Genomic DNA, 19,022 nt, shown 5'->3' with positions numbered 1-19,022 from the left:
TACGATCAGAAGTGGTCGCGCTCCGCTTCCCGGGCGACGACCTCGGCGCGGTCCGCGAGCCGTTCGAGGCCGCTGAGGGGCTGCCGCATCCGGTGGTTTCCGCGCAGCCGCCCGGCGTTGCGGTCCAGGAACGCCCAGTACCCCGCGGTGAACGGGCACGCCTGCGGCCCCGTCCGTTTCTTCGGGTCGAAGACGCAGCCGCCGCAGTGGTCGCTCATCCGGTTGAGGTAGGCGCCTCCGGCGGCGTACGGCTTGGTCGCGACGATCCCGCCGTCGGCGTACTGGCTCATGCCGATCACGTTCGCCGGCATCACCCAGGGGAACCCGTCGACGAAGGCGGTCGCGAACCAGCGGGTCAGCGCGGCCGGGTCGTAGCCGCGTTGCAGCGCGTGGTTGCCGAGCACCATGAGGCGTTCGATGTGGTGGGCGTAGCCGCGGTCGCGGACCCCGGCCAGCGCGGTGCGCAGGCACGCCGCCTCGACCGCGTCGGCGTCCAGCGAACGCCACCACTCCGGCAGCTCGCGGTGGGCCTGCAAAGCGTTGCGGCGCAGGTAGTCCGGCCCGTGGTGCCAGTACAGGTGCCACACCCATTCGCGCCAGCCCAGCACCTGCCGGACGAATCCCTCGACGCTGCTCAGCGGCGCCTCGCCGGCCCGGTACCGCTGCTCGGCCCGCCGCACGACGTCCCGCGGGTCGAGCAGCCCGAGGTTCAGGGGTACCGAAAGGAGCGCGTGCGCCATCGCCCAGTCGTGGGTGAGCATCGCGTCCTGGTGCGGGCCGAAGGAGGGCAGCCGGTGGTCCAGGAACCGGCGCAGCGCCCGGTGCGCTTCGTCGTGCCCGACGGCGAACTGCCGTGGCCCGTCGACGCCGACCGGGCGGATCTTCCCGGCGCGCTCGGCCGCGTCGAGTTCGGCGCGGACCCGATCGTCGATCTCGTTCTCCCGCGGGTGCCACGGTGCCGGGACGGCGAGCCGGGTGGTCTTCGGCGGTGGCTGCCGGTTGTCGTGGTCGTAGTTCCAGTGCCCGCCTTCGGGTGCGCCGTCGGCTTCGAGCAGCACGCCGAACTTCCGGCGCTGGTCGCGGTAGAAGTCCTCCATGACGAACCGCGTGCGCCCGGCCGCCCAGGTCGCGAAGTCCTCTTTGGACAGCACGAAACCGGGCGTGGGCAGGATTTCCGTGACGACACCCTCGTCGCGCAGCCGCCGGACGAAGGCGTCGGCCGCGTGCGACGTCGGCTCGTGCACCACGACCGGCCGCCCGAAGCGGCGCAGGCCGGTGCGGTAGTCGGGCGCGTCGATCAGCGTGGCGCGGTCGCCGAGGTCGGCGGCCAGCCGGTACAGCGCCGCCCGGACCAGGTGGAGCTTCTGCCGGTGGAACGGTTTCGCGGCGAAGGCCGCGGCCGAGGAAATCAGCAGCACATCGCGCCCGCGGTGCTCGGGTGTGCCGTGGAAGTGGGGCCCGAGCTGGTCGGCGAACAGCCACAACGCGGGCTCGTCTCGCATGCGCGGAACGCTAACCCGCTTCCGGCGGCTCCGCAGCGTAAGAACGGAGGATCTCCGTGGTGTCGCCGAGGAACCGCGCCACCACCTCCGCCTGCCCCGGCGGCAGGCCGTCCGTCAGCCGGGTGATGGCGTCGACCAGCGGGGCCAGTGCGGCCCGGACCTCGGTGCGGGCCGCCTCGTTGACGACGAGGGTGACCCGCCGCCCGTCGCGCGGGTGCGGGCCGCGGCGGACGTGGCCGGCGGCCTCCAGGCGGTCGACCAGCACGGTGGCCGACGCGGACCGGATCTTGAGTGCGTGCGCGAGGTCGACGGTGCCCATCGGCGTGCCGGCCGCCAGGTGCTGCAGCGCCTGTACGTCGGTCGCGCCGAGGCCGAGGCGCCGGGCCAGCGCGATCTGGACGTCGTGGGCGAGCGCGAGGAGCTCGCGCAGGGCGAGGTTCACCCGGAGCGCGACGGGACTGTCTTCCACCCGCTCATTCTAGGTTAGCTAGACAAACTAGCTAGTTTTGCTACCGTGGAGCCCGTGGACGTCCGAGCGATGAACGCCGAAATGACCGCGAAACTGATCGACGCCCCCGCCGGGCCGCCTCCGGAAGGCGGGTACGCGCTGCGCGTCGTCGAGACGCGCGGCCGCCGCACCGGCGAGCCGCGGCGCGTGCCCTTGGCCGTGGTCGCGCTCGACGGCGGGCGCTACCTCGTCTCCCCGGTGCGCGACCGCGACTGGGTCGAGAACCTCCTGGCCGCGCCGGAGTGCGCGCTGCTGTCCGGTGACCACCGCGAGGACCGCCGGGCCGACCCGGTCGGCGGCGCGGAGGCGGCCTCGGTGGTCGCCGCCTACCTCGCCGCGATGTCGGTGCCGTGGGCGATCCGGGCGTTCCCGGTCCCCCGGGACGCGACACCCGCGCAGATCCTGGAGCACCTGCCGGGCATGGCGGTGTTCCGCCTGTCCACAGTGGACGGTCAGTGAGCGTCGCGATCGCCGGCGGCGGCCCCGGCGGATTGCTGCTCGGCTACCTCCTCGCTCGCGCCGGCATCGAGGTCACCGTGCTCGAGTCGCGGCCGGACTTCGACCGGGACTTCCGCGGCGACTCGCTGCACCCCTACACCCTCGAACTGCTCGACCGCCTGGGCCTGGCCGGCGACCTGCTGGAACTCGACCACTTCAAGGCACGCTCGTTCCGCTTCCACACCCCGGACGGGGTCTACCGCGCCGCCGGCTACGACCGCCTCCGGACGCCGTTCGGCTACGTCGCACTGATGCCTCAAGTACGGTTCCTCGACTTCCTGGCCGAGCGGGCGAGCGCGCTGCCGTCGTTCACCCTGCGGACCGGCGCCAAGGTCACCGGGCTGCTCGAAGACGACGACGGCACGGTGACCGGCGTGCGCCACCGCGGCGGCGAGCTCGCCGCGTCCGTCGTCGTCGGCGCCGACGGCCGGTTCTCCACCGTGCGCCGCCTGGCCGGACTGGCCGCCCGGCCGCTCGGCGCGACCACCGACCTGCTCTGGTTCCGGCTGCCCCGCTCCCCCGGCGACCCGCCCGACGCGGACCTCGACCTCTACTTCGGGCGCGAGGCCTACATCGGCGTCCTCGGCGGTGTCCGCGACTGGCAGGTCGGCTACAGCATCGGGAAGGGCGCCTACCCGGCGCTGCGGGAACGCGGGGTCGAGCCGATCCGCGCGTTCGTGCGCGAACGCGTGCCGTGGTTGGCCGACCGGGCCCACCTGCTCACCGGCTTCTCGCAGACCACGCTGCTGTCCGTGGACATCTCGCGGGTCGACCGCTGGCACCGGCCGGGCCTGCTGCTGCTCGGCGACGCCGCGCACGTCATCTCGCCGGTCGGCGGCAACGGCATCCTGATGGCGATCCAGGACGCCGTCGCCGCGGCGAACCGGCTGATCCCCGCCTTCCGCCGCGGCGGCGTCACCCCCGCGGACCTGGCGGGCGTCCAAGCCGACCGGATCCGCGCGATCGAACGGGTGCAGGCCGGCCAGGTGCGGGTCGAGCGGCGGTCGGCCGCCGCCCGGGCCCGCGGCCGCGGCACCGCACCGCCGAAGCTGCTCAAGTACCTGTTCGCCGTGCCGGCCGTGCGCACCCGCGGTGCCCGCGCCAACGCCTACGGGCCGTTCCCGCCTCAGCTCGACGAGTCCTTCTTGTCGTCGTAGGAAGTCCAGCCGCCCTGGCCTTCGGCGGCCTCGACGTCGGCGTCGGCGGACGCGGCGTGCGTCAGCGCGGCGACCGTGCGCTCGAGACCCTGCTGGACCTCGCCGCCGTCGGCTTCGCGGACGCTGTGCAGTGTCACGGTGATCTCCGAGGACGCCGGTCCTTCGTCGCGGATGCGCAGTTCACCGTGGTAGTCGTCGGGGCCCTCGGCGCCCCACTTCAGGGACCGGGTCACCGGGTCGGTGTGCAGCCACGCCTCGCCGGCGACGCGCTTGCCGTGCACCTCGGCCTCGACGTGGACGCTGTCGCCGCCCTTCGGCTCGGCGACCTTCATCTCCGGGAAGTACCGGGGGAGGTTCTCCGGGTGGCTCAGGAACGCGAACAGCTCGTCGGCGGGGATGTCGGCGGTCGCGCGGTGGCGGTACTCGGTCATCGTGGCACTCCTCGTCGGCGGTCCGATTTGCCCCCGGATACCCCTGATGCAATGCATTAAAAGAGTTCGGGCGGGGAACCCAGAAGGCATGTCGGCCACCGAACCCGAGACCCGGGCGCCCCGGCGGGGTCCCGCCCCCGTGCAGGGCATGGGCATGCTCATCGGCCTGTTGTTCCTGGTCCTCGCCGCGCTGGAGCTGATGGCCGGGGTCCCGGCGGACGGCGGCCCACGGGTGCTGTTCGGCGTGCTCGCCGTGTCCGGGGTGTGGACGCTGGTGCACCTGATGACCGGCGCCGCCGCGGTGTTCTGCACCCGCTCCTCGCGCTGGGCCGCCCGGTTCCTGGTCGTCGCCGGCGCCTGCTACGCCGTGGTCGGTCTCGCCGGGCTGCTCCCCCTGCCGCGCGCGATCACCGACCCGCTGCCGCTGAACACCGCCGGTGTCTGCCTCGACCTGGCACTCGGCACGGCGATGCTCATCCTGGGAGCGGGCTGGCTCCGGCGTGGGCCGGCACGAAGTCGCTGACGAGGTCGTCCCGCCGCGGGAACCGCACCAGCACCGCCGTGAGCAGCACCGCGAGTCCGAACAGGACATAGCCGTTCCCGGTGAGCTGCTGGAGGAAGTTCCACTGCCGTTCCACCTCGCCGCCGCGCGGCCACCACCACTGCGGCCCCGCGACGAAGAGCACCGCGCCGGTCCCGGCCAGTGCCGCGAACCCCCGCCGTCGCGTCCGGCGGGCGAGCTCCGCCCAGCCCAGCAGGACGACGACGGCCCACACCCAGTGGTGGGTCCAGGAGATCGGCGAGACCAGCAGCCCGCCGATCGCGTTCAGGCCGAGCGCGATCGTCCTCTCCCCCGCGGCCAGCGCGCGCCGCACACCCCACGCCGTCAGCACGAGCACCACCGCCACCAGCGGCAGCCACCACGCCGTCCGCGCCTCCGGCGGCACGCCGGCCCTGGCCAGCAGCCCCAGCAGCGACTGGTCACCGGCGTAGGTCGGCTCGCCGACGCGGCCGGTGTCCCACAGCGCGCCCGTCCAGTACCGCACCGAGTCGGCGCCGGCGAGCAGGAACCCCAGCGCCGTCGCGGCCAGGAACGTCACCGCGGCGGTCACCGCGGCGCGGGTGTCCCGGCGGAGCAGGAAATACAGCAGGAACACCGCCGGCGTCAGCTTCACGGCGGCGGCGAGGCCGATCAGGAGACCGCGGGGCCAGTGCGGGGTGTCCACCAGGACGTCCAGCACGACCAGCGCGAGCAGCAGGAGGTCGAGCTGGCCGGCGTACAGCGTGCGCAGCACCGGCTCCAGCACCTCGGCGGCCAGCAGCAGGGTCGCCACCCGCCGCCAGTCGCAGCGTGCGCCGAGCGCGCGCAGCACCGTCACGAGAACGACCGTCAGCACGCCGAGCGTGAGCAGGGTGAGCGCGAGACACGCGGCCCAATACGGCAGGAGCGCCAGCGGGGCCAGCACGATCGCCGCGAACGGCGGGTAGGTGAAGAGCAGGAACTGGCCGTCGCCGGTGGGCGGCAGCGTGCCGTACAGCGCCTGGCCGTGCAGCAACGCCGTCGAGCCGAGCCGGTAGACGTCGAGGTCGACGCGGTAGGCCGGGAAGCGCCACCGGCCGCCGTTGTACGACACGAGCACCGCCACCAGCACGAGCAGCTGCGCGCCGAGCAGCACATAGTTGCTTCCCAGCTTGGCCCGCACCGCTGCTCCCCCTCCGGTCATCCTCGCATTCTGTCGGGTCCCGGCCCGGGCACCATCCGGGAAACCCCCGAAGCGACCCGGGGAAAACCGGTTGCCGCCCGTGCCACCCTGGGCGCATGGGGACACCGGAGGGCTTCACCTACCGCGACGAGCACGGCACCGTGACGATCACGCACCACGGCCGTCCCGCGGGGACGCTGCGCGGGAGCGCCGCCGCCCGATTCCTGGCCGCGGTGGCGCGGGGCGACGACCAGCAGCTGCTGATGGCCCGGGTGACGGGCAACTACAAGCACGGCAACGAACGCCGGGCGCGGGAACACCCCCGCAACCGCGGGCGCTGACTTCCGGCCGGGCAGATCTTGAGGCCGGTGGCCGGGGTTGGGCATGCTGGCGGTGTGACCTACGACGTTCAGACGATCCGAGCGCACTTCCCCGCCCTCGACGCGGGGGACCTGCGAGCCGCCCACTTCGACGGACCGGGCGGCTCGCAGGTCCCCCGCGTCGTCGGGGAAGCGGTGGCCGGCACGCTGTGCGCGGCGATCGCCAACCGCGGCGTCGTCACCGCGGCCGAGCGCCGGGCGAGCGAGGTCGTCACCGAAGCCCGGCTCGCCGTCGCCGACCTGCTCGCCGCCGACCCGGCGGGCGTCGTCTTCGGCCGCAGCATGACGCAGCTGACCTACGACTTCTCCCGGACGCTGGCCCAGAAATGGGGTCCCGGCGACGAGGTCGTCGTGACCCGCCTCGACCACGACGCCAACATCCGCCCGTGGGTCCAGGCCGCGGCGGCGGCCGGCGCGACCGTGCGCTGGGCCGACTTCGACCCGGCCACGGGCGAACTCGCCCCGATCGGCGGGCTGCTGTCGGAGCGGACCCGGCTGGTCGCGGTGACGGCGGCGTCGAACCTGCTCGGCACCCGCCCGGACATCCCGGCGATCGCGGCGCAGGTGCACGCCGCGGGCGCGCTGCTCTACGTCGACGGCGTCCACCTGACCCCGCACGCTCCGGTGGACCTCGCCGGGCTCGGGGCCGATTTCTACGCGTGCTCGCCGTACAAGTTCCTCGGGCCGCACCTGGGAGTGGTCGCGGCGGCGCCGGCGTTGCTCGAGACGCTGCACCCGGACAAGCTGCTGCCGTCGACGAACGCGGTCCCGGAGCGGTTCGAGCTGGGCACCCTGCCGTACGAGCTGCTGGCGGGCACCACCGCGGCAATCGGGTTCCTCGCCGGGCTGGTACCGGGGACGGGGTCGCGCCGGTCGCGGTTGCTGAGGTCGCTGGCCGAGTTGGAGGCGCACGAGAACGCCCTGCTGGCTCGGCTCGACGGTGGTCTGGCTGCCCTTCCGGGAGTCACGCGGTACGGGGCGCCGGAGCGGTACCGGACTCCGACGGTGCTGTTCTCGGTGGACGGGGTCGTGTCGCAGGCGGTGCACGAGCACCTCGGGGCCCTGGGGGTGAACGCTCCGGCGGGGAGTTTCTATGCGCTGGAGTGCTCGCGGCGGCTGGGACTGGGCGACGCCGGGGCGGTGCGGGCGGGCATCGCGCCGTACACGACGGAGGACGACGTGGACCGGCTGCTGGCCGGGGTGAAGTCGCTTCTGCGCGACTGACCGGCGCACCCGCGGCCAGTGTCGCGCGGAACGGCCAACACGGCACCCGGAACGGCCAACACGCCCGGGTTCTCGAGCGTGTTGGCCGTTGCGGCCGCTGAGTTGGCCGCTCCAGCCGGCACGAACCCGAATTCCATTCGCGACGTTCCCGCACGCCGAGCGTCCGCAGTTACGGCACCGGCGCGAACCCCGCCGGGTGGGCGGTGAACGTGCCGCGGCCCTGCGTGCGGCTCCGCAGCCGGTTCGCGTAACCGAACAGCTCGGCCACCGGCACCGTCGCCGTCACCACCGCCGTGCCCAGCCGGACCGCCGACCCGGCCACCCGGCCGCGTCGGGCCGCGAGGTCGCCGAGCACGGCGCCGACCGCGTCGGGCGGGACCGTCACGGCCACCTCGGCCACCGGCTCGAGCAGGCACAGGACCGACGAGCGCAGCGCCTCGCGCAGCCCGAGCCGGCCCGCCGTGCGGAACGCCAGGTCCGACGAGTCCTTCGGGTGCGTGGCCCCGTCGGTCAGCGTCACGCGCAAGCCCGTCACCGGGTGCCCGCCCAGCGGCCCCTCGGCCAGCGCGTCCCGGCAGCCGGCCTCGACCGCGCGGACGTACTCCCGCGGCACCCGGCCGCCGACGACCGCCGAGGCGAACTCGAAGCCCTCGGCGGCCGGTGCGACGTCCAGGACCACGTGGGCGAACTGGCCGGCCCCGCCGTCCTGCTTGACGTGGCGGTAGACCAGCCCCGTCACACCGCTGACCACGGTTTCGCGGTGCGCCACCGAAGGACGGCCCACCGCGACCTCGAGGCCGCGGTCGAGCCGCAGCTTCTCCACCGCCACCTCCAGGTGCAGCTCGCCCAGCCCGGACAGCACCGTCTGGCCGGTCTCCGGATCGACCCGCACGACCAGCGACGGATCCTCCTCCGCCAGCCGCGCCAAGGCCGATGTCAGGCGCTCGCCGTCGCCCGCCCGCCGGGGTTCGACCGCCACCGAGACCACCGGGTCCGCCGTCGCCGGCGGCTCCAGCAGCACCGGGTCGCCGGGCGCGCCGAGGGTGGCGCCGACACGCGCCGCCTTCGGCCCGGCCACCGCGACGATGTCGCCGGCCACCGCGCTGTCCACTTCGGAATGCCGGGCCGCCTGCACGCGCAGCACGCGCGCGATCCGTTCGGTGCGTCCTGCGTCCGAAACCTGATCTCCCTTCCGCAGCGTGCCCGAGTACACCCGCAGGTACGTCAGCCGTCCCGTGGCCGTCGAGACGACCTTGAACACCAGCGCGGCCAGCGGCGCCGCCGGGTCGGCGGGCCGGTCGGGCCGCACCGGCGGGACGTCGGCCGGCGACGGCAGGTACGCGACGACGGCGTCGAGCAGCTGCTCGATCCCGCGGTCGCGGTAGGCGGCCCCGCACAGCACGACGAGCCCGTCGCCGCTGAGGGTCAGCTCCCGCAGCGCCTTCTCCAGGGTCTCCGCCGAGATGCTGCCGGTGGCGCAGAACTCGTCGAGGGCCACCGGGTGCAGCTCGGCGACGGCCTCCTCCAGCTCGCGGCGCCGGCGCCGGGCCTCGGCGACGAGGCCCGCCGGCACGTCCCGCGGGCGCAGCAGGTCGAGGACGCCGGTGAAGCCGTCCTCGCGCCCGATCGGCAGCTGCACGACCAGCGGCGCCGGGTGCAGCCGCGCCCGGATCGAGGCGACGGCGGTGTCGAGGTCGGCGCCCGCGCGGTCGAGCTTGTTGACGAACGCGATCCGCGGCACGCCGTGCCGGTCGGCCTGCCGCCACACGGTTTCGCTCTGCGGCTCGACCCCGGCGACGGCGTCGAACACGGCGACGGCGCCGTCGAGCACCCGCAGCGACCGCTCGACCTCGGCGGTGAAGTCGACGTGGCCGGGCGTGTCGATGAGGGTGAGCCGATGGCCGTCCCACGTGCAGCTGACGGCCGCGGCGAAGATGGTGATGCCGCGATCGCGTTCCTGCGGGTCGAAGTCGGTGACGGTGGTGCCGTCGTGGACTTCGCCGGTCTTGTGGGTGGCACCGGTGCGGTGGAGGATCCGTTCGGTGACGGTGGTCTTGCCCGCGTCGACGTGGGCGAGGATGCCCAGGTTGCGGACGGTGGCCAGGGGTTGGTTGCGCACGACACGGTCCTTTGTGGACGAAGTGATCGGGACGGCGCGATTCCCCGCGACGGGTCTTCAGGAACGCGTCACGGAGTCCGGTGCGAGCCGCGCGGCAGGCACCGGGAACGCGAAGACACCAGGATCACCTCGGACCGCGACCGGGGAACGACAGCAACGCGGTGACGCACGGCCGGCTCCCTTCGTTCGACGCGGCGGACAGGTTCTGGCGAAGAGTAGCGACGACCGGCCCGGCGGCCAACGCAATTTCCGCGGGCTACCCGCCGGCCGGCGGATCGACGAACTCCTCCCACCAGGGGATGAGCCGGAAGGAGGGGTCGCCGAGCCCGCGGAAGAAGATGCGCCGCGAACCGGGCGGGAACTCCGGCTCGTGTTCGTGCGAGCTGTGCCGCCGGGTCTCCCAGACGTAGAGCGGGACTCGGGCGGGCACGTCCGGCTGCTGCTCGTCGGTGAATTCCTCGGTGACCAGGACGACGCGGTCGTGCCCGGCGGCGACGGCGGGGCGGAACTCCGTGGAGTGCCAGCGGATCAGGGCGTGCAGTGGCGAGTCCCCGGGCTGGAGCGGGAACCGCCCGCCGCCGAGGCGGATGACGTCGGCGTCGTCGCACTGCTGCGCCAGGGCGAGCCCGAAGACGATCCGGGTGTCGCTGCCCGGTTCGAGCACGACGAGGGTGCGCCCGCCCAGCCGCGGGACGGCACCGAGGCTGTGCCGCGCGCCGGCGGCGAGGGCGGGTTCCCACCGCCGGCTGTCCACCCCGAGCCAGGCCGCGGCGAACCGCAGTGGCCCCAGCCCGGAGGCACGGACCTCGGCGGGATCGCCGATCCGCGCGGCGACGGCCATCGCGGTCTCGAACCCGATCCCGGCGGCGTCGAGCCGGCGCAGGTGGGCGAGCAGCGCGGAGAGGGGCAGGTGCGGGATCAGCGGTTCCAGGCGGGCAAGGCCGTCCGGCTGGGCCAGGAGGTCGGCCAGCGGCAGGGCCGCGAGGACGGTTTCGGCGTGTGCCGAGGTGCCGGCGCGCCGGAGCTGGGCAAGCCACTGCGCGGGCGGCAGCCGGTCGACGCCTGGTCGGAGGCCGGCGACGAGGTGCAGCGCTCCGGTGAACGGCTGGTGCTCGGCCGCCACTGCCGGATCTCCCGGCAGCACCACCCCACGCCGCTGCCCCGACCCAACAAGCCGCTCACGCTCAGCCGCCAACGCATCCCCCGGCAGCACCTCCACCCCGCCCCACCGCGGCCCGCCCGGCGCCGCACCACCTGGCCCGGCGACCGATGGCCGCCCCGCGCCAGCACCTCGCTCGTCCGAGTTCCTGCCCGAGTTCCCGCCCGAGGCCCCCGCCGAGGGCGCCGCCACTCCGGCCCAGGTCCGCACCAGCGGCAGCGTCTCCGGCACCGTCCGCACCTTCCCGTGCCGCCGGGCCAGCGCATACCGGAACAGATCGCCCTGCGCCCGGTCGCGGGCCCGTGGATGAACCAGCCTGATCACCTCGCCGAACCGCAGGGGCCGCGGCGTTCCGATCCCTCCGTGCCGCGGCAGGTCGCCGTGGACGAAGCCCACCTCGAAGTGGTGGCCGCCGTCGTCGTACGCCAGCGTTGCCGGCTCGTCGTACAGGCGCGTCACCGCGTCGGACACCCCGCGCTTCACCGGCTTCGGCAGCGCCCCGTACGCCGCGGCCCAGTACGCCAGCAGGTGCCCCGGGTCGTCCGCGCGGCACAGCACCGACGCGATCACCTGCCGGGACAACCCGTGCTCGCCCCGCTCCAGCCGCCCCGCCACGAACGCCGCCGCCCCGACCAGTGCCGGGTAACGCATCGGCGTCCCGGCGCGCAGCCAGCGCAGGAAACCCGGCGCCCACGACGGATCCGCCGCGCGCAGCAGCGAGACGTAGCGCTCCCGGTCCCGGCGTGGCCACGCGAAGAACGCGTCCTGGTACGCCGCCCTGGCCAGCACCGTCCGGTACAGCTCCTCGATGACCGCCCCTCCCCCTGCGCCGGGCCCGCGAGCGAGGAGCACCGAGACCCGGATCGGCTCCGGGCTGGTCGTCGGCGGACGGTGAGGGGCAGCTTGCGGCACCCCTCCACTCGCTCCGGATCGCGACCCACAGCCACGCACCGGAACTCCTCGCTCGCGGGCCCCGCGAGCGTAGCGACGAGGTCCGACAAAAACGCGGCTAGCTCAGGTTCGCCGCCACGTTGTACGCCTCCACCAGCAGTTTCGCGTTCGGCACCCGCCGCCGCGGCTCGACGCGGACCGGGCGGCTCTCCCCCGGCAGCAGCCAGAAGTAGTTGTCGCAGGCGTCGAAGGCCGGGTCGCCGGGCCGGGCCGGGCGTCGAAGGTGAGCACGACGGACTCGATGGCGCAGGAAGCCTGCAGGTCGACGACGATCCACTGGCCGTCGCTCCAGCCGGAGCCGCGGACGCCGGTCTGGGCGAGGCCGTCGACGACGAACTCGGCCGGAGTGGTGGCTCCGCTGAGCGGGGCACCGCAGGGTTGCGACGGACGTGCAGCGGTTTCCGGAGGCGGGTGCGGGGCGATTCGAGCTGATCGCGCCTTCAGGTGCCCGCGTGCTCCACCGCCAGCTCCACCGCCGAGGCCAGATCGTTCGCCCACCGGAAACCGCGATCGCCGAGGTGCGCCCAGCCCGGCCCGGCCGTGCCCACTTCGCACCCCAGCGTCCGGATCCGCGCCGCCAGGAGGTCGTCGGCCGTGGCCGGGGCCATCGACCACAGCACCACCAGCACCGGGTCCAGGCGGGCCGCCAGATCCGCGACCGTTTCCGCCGGGACCAGCTGTCCCAGGTACGCCACCGGGACCGCCGCCTCGGCCAGGGCGGCCCGCAGCGCCTCGATCGGCAGCGAGTGCCGCTCCGCCGGGCAGCACGCCAGCAGCACCGGGCGGCCCGGCACCGCCGCCGGGAAGTGGCGGCTGAAGCGCTCGAACGCCAGCGAGATCTCCGACGTCAGCGCCCACTCCGCCGCGAAACAGACATCGCCGCGCTGCCAGCGGTCGCCCAGGCCGCGCAGGACCGGGGCCAGCACCTCGGTCCAGGCCGCCGCCGGGCCCAGGCTGTCCAGCGTTTCGTCGAGCAGCCCCGCCACCGAAGCGTAGCGGAGCTCGTCGGCGGCGTCCGCGAGTTCGAGCGCGCGCCGCGACGCCGGCACCTCGAGCCCGACCGGCGCGCGGCCGAACGCCGCGTCCGCGGCCTCCCGCACCGGCATCCCGCGCGCGACCAGGCGCTGCATGTGCTGCAGGCGGCGAACGTCCGCATCCGAATAGCGGCGGTGACGTCCGGTGCCGGCGGGCGGGCCGATCCCGTACCGCGCGCTCCAGCTGCGCAGCGTCACCGGCGACACCCCGAGCAGCTCGGCCACCTTGCCGGGCGCCCAGGCGCCGGCGGCGGGCAGCGCGTCGTTGTCGGGTTCCACCGTGTCCCTTCGCCTCGCGTACCGCGAACGGCCGAAGTTTAGCGACGACCACGTCGGCCGAACGGCGGAGACACCCCGGCCGCGGTGGGGACGCGGCGGCGGGGCGATGGCCTGCCGCGTCCCCTCCGGCGCCGCCCGGCGCCGGTGATCCGGCCCGCGTCGACCGGATCCGGCCGGCCGCGCGGCGTGGCAACCGCCGCGGCCGGTGACGTGCCGGGGAACCGTCCCCGAACCACGCTATACCGCGACGCAACGCTTGTGCATCGCCTTGCCCCGGATGTCGCAACCGCCCGGGCACAGCCGGGCGCCACACCGCCGGCACGACCGACGCCGGCGTCGTGACCTTCCGTCCTCTGTAGCCACTGAGGGCAATCCGGGACCGGGCGCCGATCACTCCGTCGGCCCTGGTCCGGCGCCTCCGCGTTCACTAGCTTGACGGTGATCGCAGTTTTCTGCGCCATCGCCGGGCGGCGCCGCGGGGAGCCGCAGGCCCGGCCGTTTCCAGGGGGATCCACCGTGTCCAGAACACCCCTGCGCGGGGTGAGACGGCTCTTCGCCGTGCTCACCGCCGTGCTCACCACCGGCGCCTTCGTCACGCCGGCCGCCCATGCCGACGGGCCGTCCCTGCTCATCACCGCGTCGGCAGGCGACACGCCGCAGCTGCTCGCCAAGCCGTTCCCGATCGCGCTGACGCTCACCAACACGACCGACCGGCCGCTGACGAAGGTCACGCTCTGGGACGAGCACCTCGCCGGCTCCTGGCTGTCGATCCAGGACTGGGCGGGCCTCGGCGGCAGCCCGCAGGCCGGCGTGACGATCGACCCGGGCGCCACCCGGACGTTCACGATCACCGCCGCCGTCTGGAGCTGGAACGGCGCGCCGCACGACCGGTTCCGCGGCCCCGACGCCGTGGGCGGCGACCTGTCCGTCCCGATGGTCGACCCGACGACGACCCAGGGCCCGGCGTCCGGTGTCCTCTACGGCGACCGGAACGAGAACGGCGCCTTCGACGCGGGCGAAGGCCTGCCCGGCGCCATCGCCTACCTGTACGGCACGAGCTCCGGCAACCCGATCGAGGTCACCACGGACGCCGACGGCCGGTTCGCCTTCACCGGCCTGCCCGCCCAGCGCTACGGGATCTCCAGCCGGAACCTGCCGGACGGCTGGGTCTACGAGGCCGCCGCCGAGCAGCGCGTCGACGTCGACGGCAGCGACCCCGGGCCGGTGGTGCAGCTGCGCGCGGTCCGGCCGTTCTCCGAAAAGCTGCACGCGACCGGCTCGTTCGACCGCGGCTCCTACCAGGTGGGCGACTCCGTCCAGGTCACCTTCACGGTGACCAACGTCAGCGGCGGCGAACTGCACGGGATCACCCTCGGGTGCGATCGCTTCGGGGGCCCCGACCACCTGCTCGGGTGGGACGGCTGGAACGACCTCACCGCCCCCGGCTCGTTCGGCCTCGCCGCCGGCGAGACGCGGACGTTCACCGAAACCGGCACGGTGCCGTCGGCCGCCCCCACCTACGGCGGCTTCTACGCGGCCTGCGACTTCGGGATCGACCCCGGCCCGCTGGACGGGCGGCCCGAGGTCGACCTGTTCGCCCACGTGCCGGCCCCGCCTGGCACCACGGGTGGCGTGCTCTACCACGACGACAACGCCAACTACACGGTCGACGCGGGTGAGGCGATCACCGCCACGGCGGCCGAGCTGGTGGACCAGGTCGACGGCTCGGTGACCGCGACCGCTGTGTCGGACGCCCAGGGGCACGTGGCGTTCGGGACCGTCCCGGCCGGCCCGTACAGCGTGCGCGTCGACGGCTGGCGCCCGGTCGGCGGGGACGGCGGATCCGTCACCGTCGGCACCTGCTGGTACTGCGGGGACGACTGGGCCCTGCGGTACCAGCGCTGACCTCGCTCCGTGGCCCGGCCGCGCGCCGGGCCACGGGTCGTCCACAGTGGAGCGGGCCGGCCGGCGAACCCGCAGCTGAGCGGACCGGACGGCCCGCTGGTCCGGTCCGCGGCGGCGAGGGCCCCGTTCCGATCACCCGGGCAGTGACGGAAAACTCGCCGAATTCCCCGGTCCGCCAGACTGCACCGCGGGCCCGTCAGGCCCTAGGGTTCGCATCATGAAGGTCGGTCTGCTCACCCGCGAATACCCGCCGGAGGTCTACGGCGGCGCCGGGGTCCACGTGGAGTTCCTCGCCCGGGAGTTGCGACCGCTGGTCGACCTCGACGTGCACTGCTGGGGCGCGGACCGTCCCGATGCCACCGGGCACACCGATCCGCACGGCTACCGGCAGCCCGCGTTCACGACCATGGACATCGCCGTCTCGATGGCGAACGCCCTCGAAGGCCACGACCTCGCGCACAGCCACACCTGGTACGCGAACCTGGCCGGGCACCTGGCGAAGATGACGCACGGGATCCCGCACGTGGTCACCGCGCACTCGCTGGAGCCGCTGCGGCCGTGGAAGGCCGAGCAGCTCGGCGGCGGCTACCGCGTCTCGTCGTGGATCGAGCGCGAGGCCTACGAAGCCGCCGACGCGATCGTCGCCGTCAGCGGTGGCATGCGCCGGGACGTCCTCGCCGCCTACCCCGCGGTGCCGCCCGAGCGCGTGCACGTGATCCACAACGGCATCGACACCACGCTCTACCGCCCGGACCCGCGCACCGACGCGCTGGTCAAGCACGGCATCGACCCGGACCGGCCGTACGTGCTGTTCGTCGGCCGGATCACCCGGCAGAAGGGCGTCCCGCACCTCGTCCGGGCCGGCGCGGCACTGGACCCCGGCGTCCAGCTGGTGCTGTGCGCGGGCGGCGCCGACACCCCCGAGCTCGACGCCGAGTTCCGCGGGCTGGTCGCCGAGCTGGAGAAGACCCGCACCGGCGTCCGCTGGATCCCGGAGATGCTGCCGCGCGACGAGGTCGTGCAGCTGCTCACCCACGCCGCGGTGTTCGCCTGCCCGTCGGTCTACGAGCCGCTCGGCATCGTGAACCTCGAGGCGATGGCGTGCGGCACGCCGGTGGTGGCCAGCGACGTCGGCGGTATCCCCGAGGTCGTCGACCACGGCCGCACCGGGCTGCTGGTGCACTACGACGAACAGGACCCGCAGGGGTTCGAGGCGGGCCTGGCCGCCGCGCTGAACGAGGTGGTCGGCGCGAGAGACCGGGCCGCCGCGATGGGCACCGCCGGCCGCGAGCGCGCGGTCGGCGAGTTCGGCTGGAAGGCGATCGCCGAGCGGACGGTCGCCCTCTACGAAGCGTGCGGGAGGTCGCTGTGAACACTGGAGCCGATGTGCTGGGCATCGTCCTCGCGGGCGGCGAGGGGAAACGCCTGATGCCGCTCACGGCCGACCGCGCGAAACCCGCCGTGCCGTTCGGCGGCGTGCACCGGCTGGTCGACTTCGTGCTGTCGAACCTGGTGCACGGCGGGTTCCGGCGGCTGTGCGTGCTGACGCAGTACAAGTCGCACTCCCTCGACCGGCACATCTCGACGACGTGGCGCCTTTCGGCGCTGACCGGCGAGTACGTCACGCCGGTGCCGGCGCAGCAGCGGCTGGGGCCGCGCTGGTACCAGGGCAGCGCCGACGCCATCCACCAGAGCCTCAACCTGGTCTACGACGAGAACCCCGAGTACATCGCGGTGTTCGGCGCGGACAACATCTACCGGATGGACCCCCGGCAGATGCTGGAGGCCCACATCGCGTCCGGGGCGGGCGTCACGGTTGCCGGGATCCGCGTCCCGCGGGCGGAGGCGAGTTCGTTCGGTGTCATCCGGACCACCGACGGGCTGATGATCGACGCGTTCATGGAGAAGCCGGCCGACCCGCCGGGCCTGCCGGACTCCCCCGAGGAGTCGTTCGTGTCGATGGGCAACTACCTCTTCACGACGAAGGTGATGCTCGAGGCACTGCACGCCGACGCCGAAAACGCCGCGTCGCACCACGACATGGGCCGCGACATCATCCCGGCCCTGGTCAAATCGGGTGAAGCCGCCGTCTACGACTTCAACACCAATGTGGTGCCCGGCGAAACCGAACGCGACCACGGTTACTGGCGCGACGTCGGGACCATCGACAGCTACTACGACGCGCACACCGACCTGATTTCGACCCACCCGATCTTCAACCTCTACAACCGGAAGTGGCCGATCCTCGCCCACCCCGGCCAGCGGGCGGCGGCGAAGTTCGTCGAGGGCGGCTCGGCGAACCAGTCGATCGTCAGCAACGGCTGCATCATCTCCGGAGCCCAGGTCGTCGACTCGGTGCTTTCCCCCGACGTCCTGGTCGAGCAGGGCGCGGTGGTGCAGGGCTCGGTCCTGCTCGACGGCGCCCGGGTCGGCCGCGGCGCGGTGGTGCGGCGGGCGATCCTGGACAAGAACGTCGTGGTCCCGCCGGGTGCGCACATCGGTGTCGACCTGGCCCGCGACCGCGGGCACTACCACGTCAGCGAGGGCGGCATCGTCGTGCTGGGCAAGGGGGAACGCGCGATCTGAGCCCGGTGTCAGGATCGGCTGGCCGCCGAGATCCGCTCGACGACCTGCCGGGGGTCGATCCCCCAGCGCTCGGCGAGCTCGGAGATCGACGCTCCCGCCGCGTACTCGGCGGCGATCATGCTGTTGACGACGCCGGCCACGGCTCACTCCTCGGCCACGGGTGCTCGGGCACCCGGGATGCTACATGTTCGTCGCGGACGTTGATCAAGGTGCGGTACGTCGGTGGTCCGCTCACCGCCCGGCTTTGTCCGGCTCCCGCGGCGGATTTTTCGCCTGCGCGCGCGTCGCACTGAACACGGCGTCGAAGATCGGCGTCGGCTCACCGTCGTCGCGCTTCGGCCGTTCGTCCCCCGGCGTACTCTTTTCCTCTCCCACGCGCCCAGTTTCTGCGACGGCCGCCGATTTCGCTGACGCGAACACCGAAAATCGCCCACCCGGGGGATCTTGTTTTCGCGCTTTCCCGGTGTCGAAAAACGATTTCCCGGCGCGCTTTTCCGCAGATCCCGGGAATATCCCGGGTCGTCCGCGGATTGCACCCGGCATGAAGGCAGTCGTCTACCGCCGCCACGGCGGACCCGAGGTGCTGGAGCTGTCGGAGCGGGCCGTCACGGACCCGGGACCGGGCGAGGTGCGCGTCCGGGTCGTGGTCTCCGCGGTCAATCCCACGGACTGGAAGGCCCGCAGCGGACTGCGCGCCGAGCCCGGGACGGAAATCCCCGAAACGGTGCCCGACCAGGACGGCGCGGGCGTGGTCGACGCGGTCGGCGCGGGCGTCACCGGGTTCGCGCCCGGCGACCGCGTGTGGCTGATCATCAGCCGGCGCCTACGGGCCCGCGTCCGGCACCGCCCAGGAGTACACGGTGCTGCCGGCCTCGAAGCTGGTCCGGCTGCCCGACGGCGCCGGGTTCGACGAGGGCGCCGGACTCGGCATCCCGGCGCTGACCGCGCACCGGGCGCTCACCGTCGCCGAGGACGGCCCGGCCCGGCTCTCCCCCGGCGCACTGGCCGGTCGCACGGTGCTCGTCAGCGGCGGGGCGGGCGCGGTCGGCAACGCGGCCATCCAGCTCGGCCGCTGGGCCGGGGCGACGGTGATCGCGACGGTCAGCAGCGCGGAGAAGGAGGCGCTGGCCCGGGCCGCCGGCGCCCAGCACGTGCTGCGCTACCCCGACCCGGAGCTCGGCGCCCGGATCCGCGCGGTCGCACCCGACGGGGTGGACCTGGTGGTCGAGGTCGCGATGGGCGTCAACGCGAAGCTGCACACGGAGGTGCTGCGCACCCGCGGCACGGTCGCGACGTACGGCGACGACCGGGGTACCGGGACGATCAGCCTGGACTTCGGGCCGAACCTGTTGCTGAACGCGCGCTACCAGTTCCTGGTGCTGTACACGGTGGGCGAGGACAAGCTCCGCGCCGGCGCCGAGGACATCACTGCGGCCTTGGCGGACGGCGCGCTGGGGGTCGGTGAGGAGCGCGGGGTGCCGATCCACCGGTTCTCGCTGGCGGACACGGCGAAGGCGCACGCGGCGTCGGAGGACGGCGTGACCGGAAAGGTGCTGATCGACGTCGGTCCGGCGGACTGAGCGGAA

Annotated in this window: 18 protein-coding genes and 1 pseudogene; 9 read left to right on the top strand and 10 right to left on the bottom strand. The window is 73.8% G+C overall.

The features are described from left to right. Positions 1 to 5: 5 nt before the first annotated feature. Together ACLJQF_RS44965 and ACLJQF_RS44960 are read right to left on the bottom strand one after the other, a co-directional pair. Positions 6 to 1,502 carry a cryptochrome/photolyase family protein gene (locus ACLJQF_RS44965; RefSeq protein ID WP_410616465.1) on the bottom strand — a complete coding sequence of 499 codons (1,497 nt, stop codon included), beginning with the start codon at positions 1,500 to 1,502 and terminating at the stop codon, positions 6 to 8. 10 nt (positions 1,503 to 1,512) lie between these two features. After that, the gene (locus ACLJQF_RS44960) at positions 1,513 to 1,971 is read right to left on the bottom strand and encodes a MarR family winged helix-turn-helix transcriptional regulator (protein WP_410616463.1); all 459 of its coding nucleotides are present in this window, start codon (positions 1,969 to 1,971) and stop codon (positions 1,513 to 1,515) included. A 54-nt stretch (positions 1,972 to 2,025) separates the two neighbouring features. Between ACLJQF_RS44960 and ACLJQF_RS44955 the strand changes: the two genes are divergently transcribed. Together ACLJQF_RS44955 and ACLJQF_RS44950 are read left to right on the top strand one after the other, a co-directional pair. Continuing rightward, positions 2,026 to 2,469, top strand: a complete 444-nt coding sequence (locus ACLJQF_RS44955) for a nitroreductase family deazaflavin-dependent oxidoreductase (RefSeq protein ID WP_410616461.1) — start codon at positions 2,026 to 2,028, stop codon at positions 2,467 to 2,469. After that, a complete protein-coding gene (locus ACLJQF_RS44950) occupies positions 2,466 to 3,665 on the top strand; it encodes an FAD-dependent oxidoreductase (protein ID WP_410616459.1) in 1,200 nt (399 codons plus the stop codon). The genes ACLJQF_RS44955 and ACLJQF_RS44950 overlap by 4 nt, the downstream gene beginning before the upstream one ends. Here the strand turns inward: ACLJQF_RS44950 and ACLJQF_RS44945 are convergent. Next, on the bottom strand, positions 3,635 to 4,096 hold the full coding sequence (locus ACLJQF_RS44945) for an SRPBCC family protein (RefSeq protein ID WP_410616457.1): 462 nt from the start codon (positions 4,094 to 4,096) through the stop codon (positions 3,635 to 3,637). The two genes, ACLJQF_RS44950 and ACLJQF_RS44945, sit on opposite strands and share 31 nt — an antisense overlap. A gap of 88 nt (positions 4,097 to 4,184) precedes the next feature. On the opposite strand from ACLJQF_RS44945, the gene ACLJQF_RS44940 reads away from it, so the two are divergent. Continuing rightward, complete coding sequence (locus ACLJQF_RS44940; protein WP_410616455.1) at positions 4,185 to 4,619, top strand: DUF4383 domain-containing protein; 435 nt, start codon at positions 4,185 to 4,187, stop codon at positions 4,617 to 4,619. Here ACLJQF_RS44940 and ACLJQF_RS44935 read toward each other — a convergent pair. Next, positions 4,570 to 5,820 carry a glycosyltransferase 87 family protein gene (locus ACLJQF_RS44935; protein WP_410616454.1) on the bottom strand — a complete coding sequence of 417 codons (1,251 nt, stop codon included), beginning with the start codon at positions 5,818 to 5,820 and terminating at the stop codon, positions 4,570 to 4,572. The genes ACLJQF_RS44940 and ACLJQF_RS44935 overlap by 50 nt on opposite strands. Positions 5,821 to 5,915: 95 nt before the next feature. On the opposite strand from ACLJQF_RS44935, the gene ACLJQF_RS44930 reads away from it, so the two are divergent. Together ACLJQF_RS44930 and ACLJQF_RS44925 are read left to right on the top strand one after the other, a co-directional pair. Next, positions 5,916 to 6,140, top strand: coding sequence for a hypothetical protein (locus tag ACLJQF_RS44930; protein ID WP_410616452.1), 225 nt, complete (start codon positions 5,916 to 5,918; stop codon positions 6,138 to 6,140). 54 nt (positions 6,141 to 6,194) lie between these two features. Next, positions 6,195 to 7,403, top strand: coding sequence for a cysteine desulfurase-like protein (locus ACLJQF_RS44925; RefSeq protein WP_410616451.1), 1,209 nt, complete (start codon positions 6,195 to 6,197; stop codon positions 7,401 to 7,403). A 169-nt stretch (positions 7,404 to 7,572) separates the two neighbouring features. Here the strand turns inward: ACLJQF_RS44925 and fusA are convergent, their stop codons facing one another. The 4 genes from fusA to ACLJQF_RS44905 all read right to left on the bottom strand — a co-directional run bounded on the left by fusA (position 7,573) and on the right by ACLJQF_RS44905 (position 12,945). Beyond that, positions 7,573 to 9,522 carry an elongation factor G gene (gene fusA / locus ACLJQF_RS44920; RefSeq protein ID WP_410616449.1) on the bottom strand — a complete coding sequence of 650 codons (1,950 nt, stop codon included), beginning with the start codon at positions 9,520 to 9,522 and terminating at the stop codon, positions 7,573 to 7,575. Positions 9,523 to 9,778: 256 nt separating this feature from the next. Continuing rightward, entirely contained in the window at positions 9,779 to 11,533 is a 1,755-nt protein-coding gene (locus ACLJQF_RS44915) for a hypothetical protein (RefSeq protein ID WP_410616448.1), read from the bottom strand. 157 nt (positions 11,534 to 11,690) lie between these two features. Further along, positions 11,691 to 11,909: a hypothetical protein gene (locus tag ACLJQF_RS44910; RefSeq protein ID WP_410616447.1), complete on the bottom strand. Its 219-nt coding sequence runs from the start codon at positions 11,907 to 11,909 to the stop codon at positions 11,691 to 11,693. A 163-nt stretch (positions 11,910 to 12,072) separates the two neighbouring features. After that, positions 12,073 to 12,945 (bottom strand): MerR family transcriptional regulator, encoded by an 873-nt coding sequence (locus ACLJQF_RS44905; RefSeq protein ID WP_410616446.1) that lies wholly within the window; start codon positions 12,943 to 12,945, stop codon positions 12,073 to 12,075. A 516-nt stretch (positions 12,946 to 13,461) separates the two neighbouring features. Between ACLJQF_RS44905 and ACLJQF_RS44900 the strand changes: the two genes are divergently transcribed. The 3 genes from ACLJQF_RS44900 (at position 13,462) to glgC (ending at position 17,436) form a co-directional block, all read left to right on the top strand. Then, a complete protein-coding gene (locus tag ACLJQF_RS44900) occupies positions 13,462 to 14,850 on the top strand; it encodes a hypothetical protein (RefSeq protein ID WP_410616444.1) in 1,389 nt (462 codons plus the stop codon). Positions 14,851 to 15,067: 217 nt separating this feature from the next. Next, positions 15,068 to 16,222, top strand: a complete 1,155-nt coding sequence (gene glgA / locus ACLJQF_RS44895; protein WP_410616443.1) for a glycogen synthase — start codon at positions 15,068 to 15,070, stop codon at positions 16,220 to 16,222. After that, the gene (gene glgC / locus ACLJQF_RS44890; protein WP_410616442.1) at positions 16,219 to 17,436 is read left to right on the top strand and encodes a glucose-1-phosphate adenylyltransferase; all 1,218 of its coding nucleotides are present in this window, start codon (positions 16,219 to 16,221) and stop codon (positions 17,434 to 17,436) included. Before glgA ends, glgC begins: the two co-directional genes overlap by 4 nt. Before the next feature lie 8 nt (positions 17,437 to 17,444). Here the strand turns inward: glgC and ACLJQF_RS44885 are convergent, their stop codons facing one another. Together ACLJQF_RS44885 and ACLJQF_RS44880 are read right to left on the bottom strand one after the other, a co-directional pair. Beyond that, positions 17,445 to 17,576, bottom strand: coding sequence for a hypothetical protein (locus ACLJQF_RS44885; RefSeq protein ID WP_410616441.1), 132 nt, complete (start codon positions 17,574 to 17,576; stop codon positions 17,445 to 17,447). Positions 17,577 to 17,667: 91 nt separating this feature from the next. After that, positions 17,668 to 17,811, bottom strand: coding sequence for a hypothetical protein (locus tag ACLJQF_RS44880; protein ID WP_410616440.1), 144 nt, complete (start codon positions 17,809 to 17,811; stop codon positions 17,668 to 17,670). Positions 17,812 to 17,977: 166 nt separating this feature from the next. Between ACLJQF_RS44880 and ACLJQF_RS44875 the strand changes: the two are divergent. Continuing rightward, positions 17,978 to 19,016: pseudogene (locus ACLJQF_RS44875) on the top strand (NADPH:quinone reductase). Positions 19,017 to 19,022: the final 6 nt, after the last annotated feature.

Source organism: Amycolatopsis sp. lyj-109, assembly GCF_046548995.1.
In the GTDB taxonomy this organism is placed as follows: domain Bacteria; phylum Actinomycetota; class Actinomycetes; order Mycobacteriales; family Pseudonocardiaceae; genus Amycolatopsis.
Note: the sequence above shows the minus strand (reverse complement) of the source record. Positions and strands in the feature narration are given on the sequence as shown.